At 70.5% G+C, this 14,090-nt stretch carries 17 protein-coding genes; 11 read left to right on the plus strand and 6 right to left on the minus strand.

Annotated features, from left to right (window positions below):
- Window positions 1–50: 50 nt before the first annotated feature.
- Both GCU42_RS15475 and GCU42_RS01245 read left to right on the plus strand, forming a co-directional pair.
- Window positions 51–218, plus strand: coding sequence for a GDCCVxC domain-containing (seleno)protein (locus GCU42_RS15475; RefSeq protein WP_281346853.1), 168 nt, complete (start codon window positions 51–53; stop codon window positions 216–218).
- Window positions 219–314: 96 nt separating this feature from the next.
- The gene (locus GCU42_RS01245; RefSeq protein ID WP_114228207.1) at window positions 315–1,340 is read left to right on the plus strand and encodes an acyltransferase family protein; all 1,026 of its coding nucleotides are present in this window, start codon (window positions 315–317) and stop codon (window positions 1,338–1,340) included.
- A gap of 4 nt (window positions 1,341–1,344) precedes the next feature.
- Here the strand turns inward: GCU42_RS01245 and GCU42_RS01250 are convergent, their stop codons facing one another.
- Both GCU42_RS01250 and GCU42_RS01255 read right to left on the minus strand, forming a co-directional pair.
- Complete coding sequence (locus GCU42_RS01250) at window positions 1,345–1,773, minus strand: RES family NAD+ phosphorylase (protein WP_114228206.1); 429 nt, start codon at window positions 1,771–1,773, stop codon at window positions 1,345–1,347.
- Window positions 1,770–2,177, minus strand: a complete 408-nt coding sequence (locus GCU42_RS01255) for an antitoxin Xre/MbcA/ParS toxin-binding domain-containing protein (RefSeq protein WP_162789273.1) — start codon at window positions 2,175–2,177, stop codon at window positions 1,770–1,772. The genes GCU42_RS01250 and GCU42_RS01255 overlap by 4 nt, the downstream gene beginning before the upstream one ends.
- A gap of 163 nt (window positions 2,178–2,340) precedes the next feature.
- On the opposite strand from GCU42_RS01255, the gene GCU42_RS01260 reads away from it, so the two are divergent.
- The 6 genes from GCU42_RS01260 (at window position 2,341) to queA (ending at window position 6,694) form a co-directional block, all read left to right on the plus strand.
- Window positions 2,341–3,033, plus strand: coding sequence for a DUF1013 domain-containing protein (locus GCU42_RS01260; RefSeq protein ID WP_114228399.1), 693 nt, complete (start codon window positions 2,341–2,343; stop codon window positions 3,031–3,033).
- Between the two features lie 168 nt (window positions 3,034–3,201).
- Window positions 3,202–3,441 (plus strand): exodeoxyribonuclease VII small subunit, encoded by a 240-nt coding sequence (locus GCU42_RS01265; RefSeq protein ID WP_114228204.1) that lies wholly within the window; start codon window positions 3,202–3,204, stop codon window positions 3,439–3,441.
- A gap of 1 nt (window position 3,442) precedes the next feature.
- Entirely contained in the window at window positions 3,443–4,345 is a 903-nt protein-coding gene (locus GCU42_RS01270; RefSeq protein ID WP_420496921.1) for a polyprenyl synthetase family protein, read from the plus strand.
- Window positions 4,346–4,349: 4 nt separating this feature from the next.
- Complete coding sequence (gene coaD / locus GCU42_RS01275; RefSeq protein ID WP_114228203.1) at window positions 4,350–4,841, plus strand: pantetheine-phosphate adenylyltransferase; 492 nt, start codon at window positions 4,350–4,352, stop codon at window positions 4,839–4,841.
- Between the two features lie 10 nt (window positions 4,842–4,851).
- Window positions 4,852–5,643: a peptidylprolyl isomerase gene (locus tag GCU42_RS01280; RefSeq protein WP_114228202.1), complete on the plus strand. Its 792-nt coding sequence runs from the start codon at window positions 4,852–4,854 to the stop codon at window positions 5,641–5,643.
- 19 nt (window positions 5,644–5,662) lie between these two features.
- Window positions 5,663–6,694 (plus strand): tRNA preQ1(34) S-adenosylmethionine ribosyltransferase-isomerase QueA, encoded by a 1,032-nt coding sequence (queA, locus tag GCU42_RS01285; protein ID WP_114228201.1) that lies wholly within the window; start codon window positions 5,663–5,665, stop codon window positions 6,692–6,694.
- Here the strand turns inward: queA and GCU42_RS01290 are convergent.
- The 3 genes from GCU42_RS01290 to GCU42_RS01300 are packed head-to-tail and all read right to left on the minus strand — an operon-like array spanning window position 6,691 to window position 9,451.
- The gene (locus tag GCU42_RS01290; protein ID WP_114228200.1) at window positions 6,691–7,905 is read right to left on the minus strand and encodes a glycosyltransferase; all 1,215 of its coding nucleotides are present in this window, start codon (window positions 7,903–7,905) and stop codon (window positions 6,691–6,693) included. The genes queA and GCU42_RS01290 overlap by 4 nt on opposite strands.
- A 5-nt stretch (window positions 7,906–7,910) precedes the next feature.
- Window positions 7,911–8,660: a fatty acid desaturase gene (locus GCU42_RS01295; protein WP_114228397.1), complete on the minus strand. Its 750-nt coding sequence runs from the start codon at window positions 8,658–8,660 to the stop codon at window positions 7,911–7,913.
- A 38-nt stretch (window positions 8,661–8,698) separates the two neighbouring features.
- The gene (locus tag GCU42_RS01300) at window positions 8,699–9,451 is read right to left on the minus strand and encodes a TSUP family transporter (RefSeq protein WP_114228199.1); all 753 of its coding nucleotides are present in this window, start codon (window positions 9,449–9,451) and stop codon (window positions 8,699–8,701) included.
- 83 nt (window positions 9,452–9,534) lie between these two features.
- Here GCU42_RS01300 and GCU42_RS01305 point away from each other — a divergent pair, with 83 nt between their 5' ends.
- From GCU42_RS01305 to GCU42_RS01315, 3 genes are read left to right on the plus strand one after another with little or no spacing between them, the layout of a single operon-like run.
- Window positions 9,535–10,257: a hypothetical protein gene (locus tag GCU42_RS01305; RefSeq protein WP_152569411.1), complete on the plus strand. Its 723-nt coding sequence runs from the start codon at window positions 9,535–9,537 to the stop codon at window positions 10,255–10,257.
- Window positions 10,258–10,305: 48 nt separating this feature from the next.
- Window positions 10,306–11,439 (plus strand): tRNA guanosine(34) transglycosylase Tgt, encoded by a 1,134-nt coding sequence (tgt, locus tag GCU42_RS01310; RefSeq protein ID WP_114228197.1) that lies wholly within the window; start codon window positions 10,306–10,308, stop codon window positions 11,437–11,439.
- A complete protein-coding gene (locus GCU42_RS01315; protein ID WP_114228196.1) occupies window positions 11,436–11,828 on the plus strand; it encodes a ribonuclease HI in 393 nt (130 codons plus the stop codon). Before tgt ends, GCU42_RS01315 begins: the two co-directional genes overlap by 4 nt.
- 4 nt (window positions 11,829–11,832) lie before the next feature.
- Here GCU42_RS01315 and GCU42_RS01320 read toward each other — a convergent pair whose 3' ends face one another.
- Window positions 11,833–13,944, minus strand: coding sequence for a prolyl oligopeptidase family serine peptidase (locus tag GCU42_RS01320; protein WP_114228195.1), 2,112 nt, complete (start codon window positions 13,942–13,944; stop codon window positions 11,833–11,835).
- Between the last annotated feature and the right edge of the window lie 146 nt (window positions 13,945–14,090).

The following is a 14,090-nucleotide window of genomic DNA, read 5'->3' on the forward strand; positions in this document are numbered from 1 at the left end:
TTCAATCAACTCTAACCTGTCCAAAGTGTGCGGGCACTGCAACCGAGACAATGCCAACCGACGCGTGCCAATATTTCTACGACTGCAAGCATTGCGGTGTCCTTCTCAAACCGCTCGCCGGGGACTGCTGCGTTTTCTGCTCCTTTGCAAACGTGCCGTGCCCACCCATTCAGGACGCTAGGGAGAGCGGCGAAGAGAGTTGTTGCTCACGGCCATAATGTCCGGAATGGGTCGAAAGCGGACCTTGCTGCGCTCGCCCCCATCACCTGTCGTCGGCAATCGACAAGGTCGCATTCCTCGCCCACACCGGGGCGATGCAGGCCAATCGTTTCCAGACCATCGATGCCTTGCGCGGGGTGGCCGCGCTGTTCGTCGTGCTGTTCCACCTCGGCGGCTCGGCGCTGCCGAAGCTGGCGTCGCCGGCCACCACCGCCTTGACCAGCTGGGGCTGGACCGGGGTCGAATTGTTCTTCGTCATTTCGGGCTTCGTCATCCCGCACGTGCTGCTGCGGTCGGGCTATCGGTGGAGCGAGGCCGGGCGCTTCCTGCTCAAGCGGTTCGTCCGCATCTGGCCGCCGTCGGCGGTGTTGCTCGGGCTGACCGTGCTCCAGTTCCTCGGCATCCAGCGCTTCGTCCACGCCGGGGGCGAGTGGACCTTCACCGCCGGGCAACTGCTCGCCAACTTCACTTACCTCGTCCCGTTCACCGGCGACCGCTGGCTCAACGGGGTGTTCTGGACGCTCTCGGTCGAGTTCCAATATTATCTGCTGCTCGCGATCGTCTTTCCGCTGATCGAGCGCAGCCGCGCGGCGATCCTCGTCACCCTGGCGCTGTGCGCCGCGGGCCTGCTGATCCCCGGCGGCGAAGGCTATTTCCCCCGCTACGCCGTTTACTTCGCGATGGGCGGGCTGACCCTGCTGCGGGTCCGCGGTTCGATCGGAGTGATGCCGTTCCTCGCCGGCCTCGGCGCGCTGACGCTCGCTGCCGCGCTCGGCCATGCCTGGCTGCCGGCCGCCATCGGCGGGGCGGGCGCGTTGCTGATCGCTTTCGCCTATCTGACCGCCCGGCCGCTGCTGTTTCTCGGCAAGATCAGCTACTCGCTCTACCTGACCCACATCCTCGCCGCCTCGATGGCGGAGTTCGTCTACGTCCGGCTGGTCGCGCCGAGCAGCGTGCTCGCCAAGCTGGCCGGGCAGGGGTTCTGCCTCGTCGTCGCCATCCTCGGTGCCTGGCTGTTCTACCTGGTGGTCGAGCGCTTCTTCCTCGCCGCGTCGGCGGCGCTGTCGGCCCCGCCGCCGGCCGCCCATCCCGACGCTTATGCGGTCCCCGGCGCGCCGTGAGCCGCTAGCCGCGTAGCCGCGGGTCCCAGTCCCATTCGGCGTCGGTGCGCAGCACGAACAAAGCGGCGTCGGGGTGGGCGGGGTTGAGCAGCCAATTGGTGCTGTGCGGTGCGACCGCGGCGGGGACGCGGGCGAGCGGGGTTGCGCCCGCCGCCAGCCACGCATCGCCCCACGCCCGGCTGTCGGCGAGGGCGGGGAGGGGCTCGTCCCACCGGCTGACCTTGAGGTCGTCGGGGACTTCGATCTCAAGCAACTGGAATCGCGGGGGAAGTTCGAGCCGGTCCTCGACCTGCGCAAGCACTTCGAGCAGCGCCAGCGCGACCGATTCCGCGGCGTAGACGATCGGCTTGCCCCGGCTGTGCCAGCGGCCGCCGACATAGAGGCCGCCGGCGCCGCTCAAGTCGGCGAACCCCGACACGCGCCAGAGGATCAAGAGTAGATGCCGTACTTCAGCTGGAGCAGGCGTTCCTCGACCCAGCGACCGCCGGCCTCGGTCTTGAGGAGGGAGAGGGGGCTGCGGTCGCCGAAGCTATGCTTGACGTCGGTCAGCCACTCGCGGGCGCGAGCGCGGTCGTCGAAAATCTCCCCCGCCAGGTCGAGGGCGCGGACGAGGCGGGCGAGGCGTTCGCTCTCCTCGAGGGTGAAACGCTCGCCGCTGTCGAGGCGCCGTTCGAGGGTGCGGCGGACGGCGATCACCCCGGCGAGATTGGTGAGGGTAAGGCCGTAGTCGCGCATCATGACGCGGAGCATCTTGACCGGAAGACCGGCCTCGACCGCCGCAAGGTGGCGCGAGGAATCGACCCGCGCCAGCTCACTCACCGATGAAGTTTCCGCCATTTGTCGCATTGTAATCCGCCAAATGCCAAAAACAAGGCGAGCCTTGTCCTTGGCCGCCGACGGGCGTAAGCGAATGGGCATGGTGTGGCCGCTCCGGATGGGGCGGCCCTTTTCATGTCTGGAGTTTTTCGCGATGGCCGTTGCGCCCACGCCCACCCCGCTGATGCCGCACGCGACCGCCGCCTGGCTGGTCGACAATAGCGCGCTGACCTTTGAGCAGATCGCGGCCTTTTGCGGCCTTCACATCCTCGAGGTCCAGGCGATCGCTGACGACACGGCGGCGACCAAGCTGACAGGGCGCGACCCGATCCGTTCGGGCGAATTGACCCACGAGGAAATCGAGAAGGGTCAGTCCGACCCCGACTATCGCCTCAAGATGCACAAGGCGCCCGACCCCGTCACCCGCACCAAGGGCCCGCGCTATACGCCGGTCTCGAAGCGGCAGGACAAGCCTGACGGCATCGCCTGGATCATCCGCAATCATCCGGAAGTGACCGACGGCGCGATCGGCAAGCTGATCGGCACCACCCGCACGACCATCGCCGCGATCCGCGACCGCAGCCACTGGAACATCGCCAACATCCAGCCGAAGGACCCGGTGACGCTCGGCCTCACCAGCCAGCGCGAATTGGATGCGGCGGTGGCCAAGGCGCAGAAGGCCGCCGGGACTGAGCAGCGTGACGACGGCCGCCTCGACACCGACCGCGCCGCCCTGATCGAGGAGCTGCGCGCCGAGCGCGAGCGCCACGCCCGCGAGGCCGACGCGGCGCTGCTCGACGCCCAGCGCGACGAGCGCGGGCTGGCCCCGGGCGAGATCATGCCGGGCATCGCCGACCCGTTCCGCAAGCCGGAGTAGGAATGATCCGTTCGGTTTTCGCTCGTCCTGAGCGGAAGCCGGCAGGCTGCAGTCGAAGGGCGTTTCGCGAAGCGCCCTTCGACTTCCCCCGGATCAAGTCCGGGGTCCGCTCAGGACGAGCGGGTTGGGTGCTTGATTCTCCCTCTGACCTAGGCCACGCCTCCTGCCATGACCGGCGCACCCGAACAGCTTAGTTTCGAAGCCGCGCTGCAGCGGCTCGAGGAGATCGTGCGGGTGCTCGAGCGGGGCGAGGCGCCGCTCGACCAGTCGATCGACCTCTACCAGGAAGGCGACCGTCTCAAGCGCTTGTGCGAGGAGCGCCTCAAGTCGGCGCAGGCGCGGATCGAGGCGATCGCGTTCGGACCGGACGGCCAGCCCAACGGGACGGTGCCGTTTGACGGGAGCTAAAGTGGCGACGCTGGCCGAGGTCGACCTGACGGGCGAGGCCGCGCGCGTCTCGGCCGCGGTGGACGAGATTTTCCTGGGCGCACTGGCCGACCGCTGCGACGGGCGAGATCGGCTATGCAGCGCGATGCGCCATGCCGCTATCGGCGGCGGCAAAAGGCTGCGGCCGCTGCTGACCGTCGCCGCCGCCCGGCTGTTCGGGCTCGACGAAGGCCGCGCGCTGCGCGCCGGGGCGGCGGTCGAGGCGATCCACGTCTACAGCCTCATCCACGACGACCTGCCCTGCATGGACGACGACGACCTGCGCCGCGGCAAGCCGACCGTCCACCGCGCCTATGACGAGGCGACCGCGGTGCTGGCGGGCGACTGCCTCCACGCGCTGGCGTTCGAGCTGCTTGCCGAGACCGCCACCCACGACGACCCCTATGTCCGCGCCGAGCTGGTGCTCGAACTGAGCCGCGCGTCGGGAATCGACGGCATGGCCGGCGGGCAGATGATGGACCTCGCTGCCGAGGGCGAGACGCTCGACTTGGGCGCGATCACCCGGCTGCAGAGCCTCAAGACCGGCGCGCTGATCGAATATGCGGTCGAGGCGGCGCCGATCATGGCCCGGCTCGCCCCCGAGGCGCGGGTGCCGCTCAAGGGCTATGCGCGCAACGTCGGGCTGGCGTTCCAGATCGCCGACGATCTGCTCGATTTTGGCGGCGACGAGGAAGCGGCGGGCAAGCGGCTCCACAAGGATGCCGAAGCGGGCAAGGCGACCTTCGTCTCGCTGCTCGGCGAGGAGCGCGCGCGGGCACAGGCGGCGATGCTCGTCGAGCAGGCGATCGAGCATCTCCATGATCATGGTGAGGAGGCTGACCTGCTCCGCGCCATCGCGCGCTACGCCGTCGAGCGGGACCGCTAGAACCATGACCAGCCGCACCGCCGTTTATCCGGGAACCTTCGATCCGCTGACGCTCGGGCATCTCGACATCATCCGGCGGGGCAGCCGGCTGGCCGACCGGCTGGTAATCGGGGTCACCACCAATCCGTCGAAGGAGCCGATGTTCACGGTCGCCGAGCGGATGGCGATGGTCCGGCGCGAAAGCGCGGACATCGCCAATGTCAGCGTGGTCGAGTTCGACAGCCTGCTGATGGATTTCGCCGAGCGCGAGGGGGCGACGATGATCCTGCGCGGGCTGCGCGCGGTCGCCGACTTCGAATATGAGTATCAGATGGCGGGGATGAACCAGCAGCTGAACGACCGGATCGAGACGGTCTTCCTGATGGCCGACGTCTCGCTGCAGCCGATCGCGTCAAGGCTGGTGAAAGAAATCGCCCGCTACGGCGGCGCCATCGACAAGTTCGTGCCCGCCTCCGTCGCCGTCGAGGTGGCGGCGCGGTTGGGTCACCAAGGTTAGTTCGGGGAATATGACGTTGCGCCTTACTCTGCTTGCCGCCGCCGCCGCGACGCTGTTCGCCGGTTCCACTTTGTCCGCCCAGCCCGCGACCGCGCCGGCGCCGGCCGCGCCCGCCCAGGTCGCGCCGCCGCCGACCCCGGCCCCGCCGGTGACCGAGAATCCGGCGCCCGCGCCTGCGCCCGCCGCGGCGCCGACCCCCGCGCCCGAGCCGATGCCGGCGGTCCGCACGGTGCCGATCAACGCCCCCGCCGACGTCACCGCCGACCCGTCGAACCTCCTCAACCTCGAGCTGTCGAACGGCGGCCGGGTGGTCGTCCAGATGCGCCCCGACGCCGCGCCGCAGATGGTCGCGCGGGTCAAGCAGCTGGTCAGCCAGGGCTTCTACAACGGGCTGGTGTTCCACCGCGTGATCCCGGGCTTCATGGCCCAGGGCGGCGACCCCAAGGGGGACGGGACCGGCGGCTCGAACCTGCCCGACGTGCCGGCCGAGTTCAACTCGATCCCGCACCTGCGCGGCAGCGTCGCCGCCGCCCGCGCCGAGAGCCCGAACAGCGCCAACAGCCAGTTCTACATCATGTTCGGGCCCAAGGGCTCGCTCAACGGCAAATATACGATCTTCGGCCGGGTGGTGCAGGGGATGAGCTTCGTCGACCAGATCGCGCCGGGCGAACCGCCCGCCGATCCGACCAAGATCGTCCGGGCCACGCTGGGCGCGACGGTTGCGGCCGAGCTGCCCGCGCCGAGCCGGCCAGGGACCGCCGACCAGCTGGCCCCGACGCCGCCGGCGCCGCCGAAGAAGTAGGCGCGTCGCCGAGGCGGCCATGAAGGTCGACCTGTTCGATTTCGAGCTGCCCGAGGAGCGCATCGCGCTGCGCCCGGCGCGGCCGCGGGACAGCGCGCGGCTGCTGAGCGTGACCCCGGCGGGGCTGGCCGACCGGACTGTGCGCGAGCTGCCGCAGCTGCTCCGTCAAGGCGACGTGCTGGTGTTCAACGACACCCGAGTCATTCCCGCCCAGCTCGAAGGGCGGCGGGGCGAGGCGAGCATCGGGGCGACCTTGCACAAGCGCCACGACCTGCGCGCCTGGTGGGCGTTCGTCCGCAATGCCAAGCGGGTGCGGGTCGGCGACACGGTGACCTTCGGCGGCGGGGTCGAGGCGGTCGCCGAGGCCAAGGGCGACGACGGGGCGGTGCTCCTGCGCTTCGGCGGGGAGGAGCCGGTCGAGGTGCTGCTCCACCGCGCGGGGACGATGCCGCTGCCGCCCTATATCGCGTCGAAGCGGGCGATCGATGCCGCCGACGCGGCCGATTACCAGACGATGTTCGCGAGCCAAGATGGGGCGGTGGCGGCGCCGACCGCGTCGCTACACTTCACGCCCGAGCTGATCGCGGCGCTCGATGCGGCGGGGGTGGGGCGCGAGACGCTGACACTGCACGTCGGGGCGGGGACGTTCCTGCCGGTGAAGGTCGACGACACCGCCGAGCACAAGATGCACGCCGAGTGGGGGCGGATCGAGCCCGAGGTCGCCGCGCGCTTGAACGCCGCGCGGACGGCGGGCGGGCGGCTGATCGCGGTCGGGACGACCTCGCTGCGGCTGCTCGAGAGCGCGGCGAACGAGGACGGGACCGTGCAGCCCTTCGCGGGGGATACGGCCATCTTCATCACGCCCGGTTATCGCTTCAAGGCGGTCGACGGGCTGATGACCAATTTTCACCTGCCGCGCTCGACCCTGTTCATGCTGGTGTCGGCGCTGATGGGGTTGGAGACGATGCGCGCGGCTTATGCCCATGCGATCGCTGAGGGCTATCGTTTTTACAGTTATGGGGATTCGAGCCTGCTGCTGCCGAACGGCTAGGGCAGGACGGTCTCGACGAGGTCGGCGGCGCGGGGGGTGCCGCCTGCCGCGGCGATCTCTTGGGCGAGGCGGTGGCAGCGGACGCGGGTGCGGTCGTCGGCGAGGAGGCGGCGGATTTGCAGCGCGATCTCCTTGTTGACCAGCCGCTCGCCGAGGCCGTGGTGGAGGACGCGGGCGAGGTTGCCGGGCTGGTCGAAGTCGAACGGCTTGATGAGCAAAGGCACGCCGCAGGCGAGCGCGTCGAGGACAAGGTTGCTGCCGCCGTGGCCGATGCACAATGCGGCGTGGCGGAGGACGGCCCTGTAGGGGAGGAAGGCGTGGACGTGGTCGGCGCCGGTCGCGCGCGCCTCGGCGGCGGTGAGCTGGCCGCCGTGGGCGATGACGAGCTGGGCGCCGGCGGCGTGGACCGCGGTGGCGAGGCGTCGCCATAGCTCGGGACGGCCGCCTTGCAGGGTGCCGAAGGTGGCGAAGACGAGCGGGCGGCTCGGGTCGGGGGTGAAGGGTAGCGCTTCGCTGGCTTGCGCGCTGCGGAGCGGGCCGACCGCGTGGAAGGGCGCGGGGTCGGGGCGGGGGAAGTCGTAGCCGCGCACGACCTGGGCGAGCTGGAGCGGGGCGAGGCAGTCCTGCGGGGTGCGAAGGGTGCGGCGCAGGCCGAGCTTGCCCGACCAGCGGATGAGGGCGGCGCGCTGGCGCCAGCTCAGCACGGCGCCGGCCTTTTGGGCGAAACGGGCGCGCTCGCGGCCGCGCGGGCTCGGGTCGTAGGGCCAGTCGAGATAGGGGAGCGGGACGCCGGGAGAGTGGTCGATCGGCAGCGCGCAGGCGACGCTGACCTGGGGCAGGCGGGCGGCGCGGGCGAGGAGGCCGGCGGCGGGCTCGAGTTGGTCGCCGACGATGGCGTCGAGGTCGAGCTCACGGATTGCGCTCATCCCGCCGGCGCAGAGCTGGCTGGTCAAAGCGGCGCTGTCGGCGATGGTTCGGAGCGTGCCGGCGAGGCCGCTCGGGCGCGCGGCGGTGGCGAGGATGCGCGCGACCGCCGGGTCGCCGGGTCGGGCGGGGACGTGGACCACCGGGAGCGAGGTGCCGCGCACCTCGGCGCCGGTGTTCAAGACGAAGGTTGCGCGGTGGCCGCGGCGGACGAGCTCCTCGCCAAGCGCGGCGAGGCTGTCGAGGTGCGCGGTGAACGGCGGGCAGATCAGCCCGAAATGCGCCATGCGGCTCAGGCCGGGCCGAGGCCGGCGCGGTGCCGGCGGCGCTCGCTAGGCAGCCGCCACCACGGCGTGCCCGGGCTCAAATGATGCTCGTGGTGGTAGCCGAAGTGGAAGCAGGTCAGCAGCGAGGCGAGCCAGCCATAGTCGTTGGTGCGGGCATTGTGGCGGTCGGCGAAGCCGTCGGCGTCGTGGCGGTGGGGGAGGTAGGTGCCGAAGGCGAACAGCTGAACCGAGGAGAGGATGGCGGGGAGCGCCCAGAACAAGAGGACGTTGCGGACATCGGCGTGGAGCAGGAGCACGTAGGTCCACACCACCGCGGTGATCGCCAGCGCCTCGCGCCAGCCGAAATAGCGCTGCATGAAGCTCAAGTACCACGGCCAGAAGCGGGTCGGGTGGGCGGCGTCGAAATCGGGGTCGCGCTCGGTCCCGACATGGCGGTGGTGGTCGTGATGCTTGGGGGAGAGCCGGTCCATCCAGAAGCCGGCGTAGAGCAACAGGGTCAGCCGGCCGACCGCGCGGTTCACGGCCGGATGGCCGGGGGCGAGGCTGCCGTGCATCGCGTCGTGGGCGACGATGAACAGCCCGACGCTGAGCCAGGTCTGGAGCGGCACGAGGAGCAGCGCGAGAGCGATGGTCGAGGGGCGCCACGGGAGAAGGAAAACGGCGATGATGTGGAGCGCGAGGAACGCGGCGACGATCAGCAGCGCGAGGCCGAGCCCGATCCGCGTCTGCCGCCGCTGGTCCGCCGTGATGGGCATCGGGCCCATGTAGGCCTGCGGGCGCGCGAGCGCCATGCTCAGGCGAACCAGCCCCACAGCAATTTGGCGGTGAGCGCGACGCTGGCGACGATCAGCAGCGGGCGGATCAGGCGCGCGCCGAAGCGCATTGCGGAGTGGCTGCCGAGCCAGCCGCCGCTCATCGCGCCGACCGCCATGCAGGCGCCCAGCGTCCAGACGATCTTGCCGCCGAATGCGAACAGCAGGACCGAGGCGAGGTTGCTGGTCCAGTTGAAGAATTTGGTCAGCGCGGTGGCGCGGGTCAGGCCGTAGCCGCGCAGGGCGACCAACGTGCTCGAAAAGAAGCTCCCGGTGCCGGGGCCGAAGAAGCCGTCGTAGAAGCCGATGGCGGCGCCGACCGGGGCGTAGCCGAGGCTGGTGACGCGGTGGTGTGCGTCCTCGTCGGTCATCCGCGGCGAGAGGAGGATGTAGAGCGCGTTCACGAGCAGCAGCAGCGGGATGACGAGGGCGAGCCAGTGCGCGTCGACCTGCTGGACGGTGAGCGCCCCCGCCGCGGCGCCGGCGAAGACCAGGAGGGCGGTCGGCAGGTTGGGGCGCCAGTCGATCAGGCCCTTGCGCGCGTAATTGCCCATCGCGACCGCGGTCCCGAACATCGACTGGAATTTGTTCGTGCCGAGCGCGAACAGCGGCGGCAGCCCGCTCATCAGCAGCGCCGGCATCATGATCAGCCCCCCGCCGCCCGCGATCGCGTCGACGAAGCCGGTGACGAAGGCGACGGCGGTGAGGAGGGGGAAGAGCCAGGGGTCGAGCATAAGCGGCACCTAACGGGACAATCCTTGGCCTGAAAGGTGGCGTCTTAGGGTGCCCGAAAGCTTTGCGGGGCAAGGTCGGGCGCATGCTAGATTTCCAACCGCTCGACCAATATCGGTCCAGCGCGCCCACCTATGCCGTCGGTCAGCACAGCGGCAGCACCGACGAGACGCGGTTGCGGCGGCGCCGGGTCACGCCGATCAGGCGCGAGCCACTGCCGCCCGGAACGCTGCGCAAAAGCGCGGTGGCGTCGGCGTTGCTGTTGTCGCCGGTGCTGCTGGTAATTGCCCACTGGATCGTCATCGGCAGCACGAACGACGAATATGTCCATGGCGAGCCGTGGGCCCGGTTGTTCCTTGCGGGCACCGCTGCGATGGCGCTCAGCGTTGCGGACTTCCTTGCGACCTCGCGGCGACTGGTCGGGGTGCGGACGCTGGTGCTGGCGGCGGCGCTTGTCGGGATGATCGGCTACGCCGTCGGCTACACCAGAGGCGCGCTGAGTGCCCACGCTCATGCCTCCGCGTCGCCGGCCGAGCGAGTCTTGGTGAGCTACGAGAATTGCGGCAAGAATTGTCGGCAGGCGGTCTACCAACGCGCCGACGGGACGTTGCTCAACGGGCTCGGCAAGCGCCCGGTGGCGGAGTACGCCCCGGCTTGCGCGCGGGTACAGACGCTCGTCGGCGAGCGGGGCTTCGGCTGGTTGCGTGTGCTCGAGCGCTCGCGGTCCCCAGAGCGCCATCAGCTGTTCTGGCCGGTGCGCGCGAGCGAGTGCTTCAGCGACATTCCGCTGTCGCAGCTGCCCCGCTGACCGCCGCGGCTTGCGGGTCGCTCGCCAGCCTGTAGAGCGGCGCGCGTCATGTCTGCCCGCTTTGCCTTCACCATTTCCGCCACCGACGGCCGCGCGCGGACCGGGGCGATCGCCATGCGGCGGGGGACGATCCGCACGCCGGCGTTCATGCCGGTCGGGACCGCCGCGACGGTGAAGGCGATGCGGCCCGAAGAGGTGCGCGCGGCGGGGGCCGACATCATCCTCGGCAACACCTATCACCTGATGCTCCGCCCCGGGGCCGAGCGGGTCGCGCGGCTGGGCGGGCTGCACGCGTTCGGCGGGTGGGAGCGGCCCATCCTCACCGACAGCGGCGGCTATCAGGTGATGAGCCTGTCCGACCTGACCAAGGTCAGCGAGGAGGGGGTGAGCTTCAAGAGCCACCTCGACGGGACGCGGCATTTGCTCAGCCCCGAGCGCTCGATCGAGATACAGCGGCTGCTCGGTTCGGACATCGTGATGCAGTTCGACCAATTGGTCCCGACCACCGCGCCGGTGGCCGAGCAGCAGGCGGCGATGGAGCGCTCGATCCGCTGGGCGAAGCGGAGCCGCGAGGAGTTCGACCGCGGCGGTGAGCATGCGGCAGGCGCGGCGCTGTTCGGGATCCAGCAGGGCGCGCTCGACGAGGGAATGCGGCGCGCCTCGGCCGAGGGGCTGCGGGAGATCGGCTTCGACGGCTATGCCGTCGGTGGGCTGGCGGTGGGCGAGGGGCAGGAGGCGATGCTCGCCTGCCTCGACTTCGCGCCCGAGCAATTACCAGTGGACCGTCCGCGCTATTTGATGGGGGTCGGCAAGCCCGACGACATCGTCGAGGCGGTGCGGCGCGGGATCGACATGTTCGACTGCGTGCTGCCGACGCGCAGCGGGCGGACGGGGCAGGCGTTCACCGCCGACGGGCCGATCAACCTGCGTAATGCGCGCTTCGCCGAGGACCGCGAGCCGTTGGAGCCGGGGTGCCCGTGCCCAGCCTGCACCGGCTACAGCCGCGCTTATGTCCACCACCTCGTTCGCTCGGGCGAGATCCTCGGCGCGATGCTGATGACCCAGCACAACATCTGGTTCTACCAGCGGCTGATGCAGGCCTTACGCGAGGCGATCGGCGAGGGGCGGATGGCGGCACATTCGACTGCCTTCCTCGAGCGCTACCGCGCGCGGGGGCGATGAGGACTAAGCCGCTCAAGGTCTGGTTCGACGGCGGGTGCCGGCCGAACCCGGGGCGGATCGAGGTGGCGGTGGTCGCGCGCGGGGCGGTGACCTTTCTCGACGACCTCGGCGAGGGGGGCAGCGGCGATGCCGAGTGGCTGGCGCTGGGGGAGGCGCTGAAGGTCGCGCAGGGGTTGGGGGTGGCGAGCTTCGACCTGGTCGGGGACAGCCGGAGCGTGATCGAGCAGGCGAGCGGCGCCGCGCCGTGCCGCACCGCCGCCGCGCGGGCGCATCGGGCGCGGTTCTTGGCCGCCTGCGAGAAGCAGCCGCCGCGCCGGCTGCGCTGGACCCCGCGAGCGCAGAACCTCGCCGGCATCGCGCTCGACCGCCGGCGCAACGGGGCGGGCTGACCGGCTAGCGCGGCTGCTGCTGGGCCCAGGCGAAGGCGAAGATGTCGGACCATTCGTCGCGGCGGACGTCTTCGGTCGAGCCCATGCCGTGGCCGGCGCGGGTGTCGCTGCGCAGCCAGATCGGCGCGGTCGGCCATTTGGCCTGGGCGCGGGCGACGAACTTGGCGGTCATCCACGGGGCGACGCGCTTGTCGTTCATCCCGATCAGCATCATCGTCGGGGGCAGCGCGGCCGAGCGCGGGATCAGCTGATAGCCGTCCATCGCGACGAGGTCGGCATATTGGGCGGGAACCGCGGGGTCGCCCATCTCGACCATCTGGTTGGCGCCGTTCTCGGCCGCCGCGAGGCGCGAGGCGTTGACGATGCCGACCCGGGTGATCATCCCGCCGAACGCCTGCGGCTTGCGCAGCGCCGCCTCGGGGACGAGCGTGCCCGCCATCGACGAGCCGATCGCCACCGGGCCCTGCCGCGGGGCGACGCGCTTGGCGGTGAGCGTCTCGGCGCAGGCGATGAGATCCTCCTGCCCACGCGGCTTGTTGCGGCCGCGGCCGGCCTCGTGCCAGGCGCGCCCGCGCTCGCCGCCGCCGCGCACGCCGCAATAGGCCATCGCGCCGCCGCGGGCGATGAACGCCATGCCGTTGCGGTTGTAGAAGGGGGTCGAGGTGTCGATGCCATAGCCGCCATAGGCCTCGACCAGCGTCGGGATGCGGCCGGTCGAGCTCTTGAGGCGGGTGACGACCAGCGGGACCTTGGTGCCGTCGGCGCTGACCGCCTCGTAGCGGTCGACCGCGATGTTCGACGCGCCGCTCCACGCGCCCGATTCGATCCCGGTCGGGGTCAATTGGCCGCCAGCGATGCGGTAGGTGGCGAGGTTGCGGCTCCACCCGGTGAGCGGCATCAGCAGCGCGCTCTCGTCCCCGCTGAGGACCGACCCTTCGGTGGTGCCCTCAAACGGCAGCGGCACCTCGCGCGGGGGGCCGGCGGCGTCGGGATAAAAGAACAGGCGGGCGACGCCGTCGGTGCTGGCGAAGAGGTAGAGGCCGTCGCGGGTGGCGGTGACGTCCTGGAGGATCAGGCGGTCGGTGCCGTGCATCAGGACGCGCGGGGCGCCGGGGACGCCGTCGGGGCCGAGCGGGCGGGCGAGGAGGTCGCGCGCGCCATTGTCGTGGGCGCTGATCATGAAGGCGGTGTTGCCGCGCAGGGCGACGCCGCCGACCTTGTCGTCGAGGGTGATGAACGGCTTCCACGTCGGCTTGCCGGCGAGCAGGCTGGCGAGCGGGGTGACGAACGCCTTGTTGTCGGCGCGCGCGCCACCGGCGAAGCCGAGCGCGAACGGGCTGAGCGCGGTGTGGTAGACGCCGGGGAATTCGGCGTCGGTGACGTCGGTGCCGGGGAAGCCTGCGCCGAGCACCTTGACCGAGGCGCCGCCGGCGAGTGGGCGGAGGTAGGCGGTCATGCCCTTCAGGGGATCGCCGTCGGGCGGGTTGGTCGCCATCTGGGTGAAAGCGATCATCCCGTTCGGCAGGAAGGTCGCGCTGCGCTCGCCCCAGACGTGGGGAATTGCGGGATAGGCCTCGCGCCCGCTGGCGGTGTCGAAGAAGTGGACGCTCCCGACTTCGGAGCCCGCGCTCGAGACCTGGACCGCGGCGGTCGTGCCGTCGGGGGAGAGGGTAAAGGCGCCGATCGCGCCGAGTTCGTTGCCGGCGACTTTCGCGGGATCGACCAGCACGCGGGTGCCGGCGGCATCGCGGACGATGAGCTTCATGGTCTGCTCGCCGGGCAGGGCGCGCAGCCAGATGGCGGTGGCGCCGCCCTGTTGGTAGCCGCCCTGGCGGACGAGGCTCGACGAGGTCGTGGTGATCAGCCGGGCATAGTCGGCGCGCGCGGGCAGGGCGTCGAGCATCGCGCGGGTGCGCTGCGACTGGGCGGTGACCCAGCCGTTCCACTCGGGCAGCGCGGCCGGCTGCTCGATCCAGCGATATTCGTCCTGAAGGGTGATGCCGTGGACCGTCTCGGTGAGCGGAACCTGGCGCAGCGGCGGCGCGGCCTGAGCTACGGCGAGGGTCGGCAGGCTGGTGGCGGCGAGGATCAGAAAGGCGTGGCGGATGAACGGCATGGACGCGTCACTTTCGAATGAAGGTCAACGCATATCACGGGCACGGCCGCGAGGGCCGGCGGGCAAGAACTTAACATGGCGCAAGCGGCGATCAAGCGGAGCGCGATGACGTCGCGGCGACGCCGATTGGCACTCCTTCCACAGCG

This window comes from Sphingomonas ginsengisoli An et al. 2013, assembly GCF_009363895.1.
Classification (GTDB): Bacteria; Pseudomonadota; Alphaproteobacteria; order Sphingomonadales; family Sphingomonadaceae; genus Sphingomicrobium; species Sphingomicrobium ginsengisoli.

Coding starts and splice junctions, on each gene's coding strand:
- GCU42_RS15475 (WP_281346853.1), top strand. CDS start 51: ATGCCAACCGACGCGTGCCAATATTTCTACGACTGCAAGCATTGCGGT.
- GCU42_RS01245 (WP_114228207.1), top strand. CDS start 315: ATGCAGGCCAATCGTTTCCAGACCATCGATGCCTTGCGCGGGGTGGCC.
- GCU42_RS01255 (WP_162789273.1), bottom strand. CDS start 2,177: ATGGCGGAAACTTCATCGGTGAGTGAGCTGGCGCGGGTCGATTCCTCG.
- GCU42_RS01260 (WP_114228399.1), top strand. CDS start 2,341: ATGCCGCACGCGACCGCCGCCTGGCTGGTCGACAATAGCGCGCTGACC.
- GCU42_RS01265 (WP_114228204.1), top strand. CDS start 3,202: ATGACCGGCGCACCCGAACAGCTTAGTTTCGAAGCCGCGCTGCAGCGG.
- coaD (WP_114228203.1), top strand. CDS start 4,350: ATGACCAGCCGCACCGCCGTTTATCCGGGAACCTTCGATCCGCTGACG.
- GCU42_RS01280 (WP_114228202.1), top strand. CDS start 4,852: ATGACGTTGCGCCTTACTCTGCTTGCCGCCGCCGCCGCGACGCTGTTC.
- queA (WP_114228201.1), top strand. CDS start 5,663: ATGAAGGTCGACCTGTTCGATTTCGAGCTGCCCGAGGAGCGCATCGCG.
- GCU42_RS01290 (WP_114228200.1), bottom strand. CDS start 7,905: ATGGCGCATTTCGGGCTGATCTGCCCGCCGTTCACCGCGCACCTCGAC.
- GCU42_RS01295 (WP_114228397.1), bottom strand. CDS start 8,660: ATGCCCATCACGGCGGACCAGCGGCGGCAGACGCGGATCGGGCTCGGC.
- GCU42_RS01300 (WP_114228199.1), bottom strand. CDS start 9,451: ATGCTCGACCCCTGGCTCTTCCCCCTCCTCACCGCCGTCGCCTTCGTC.
- GCU42_RS01305 (WP_152569411.1), top strand. CDS start 9,535: ATGCTAGATTTCCAACCGCTCGACCAATATCGGTCCAGCGCGCCCACC.
- tgt (WP_114228197.1), top strand. CDS start 10,306: ATGTCTGCCCGCTTTGCCTTCACCATTTCCGCCACCGACGGCCGCGCG.
- GCU42_RS01315 (WP_114228196.1), top strand. CDS start 11,436: ATGAGGACTAAGCCGCTCAAGGTCTGGTTCGACGGCGGGTGCCGGCCG.
- GCU42_RS01320 (WP_114228195.1), bottom strand. CDS start 13,944: ATGCCGTTCATCCGCCACGCCTTTCTGATCCTCGCCGCCACCAGCCTG.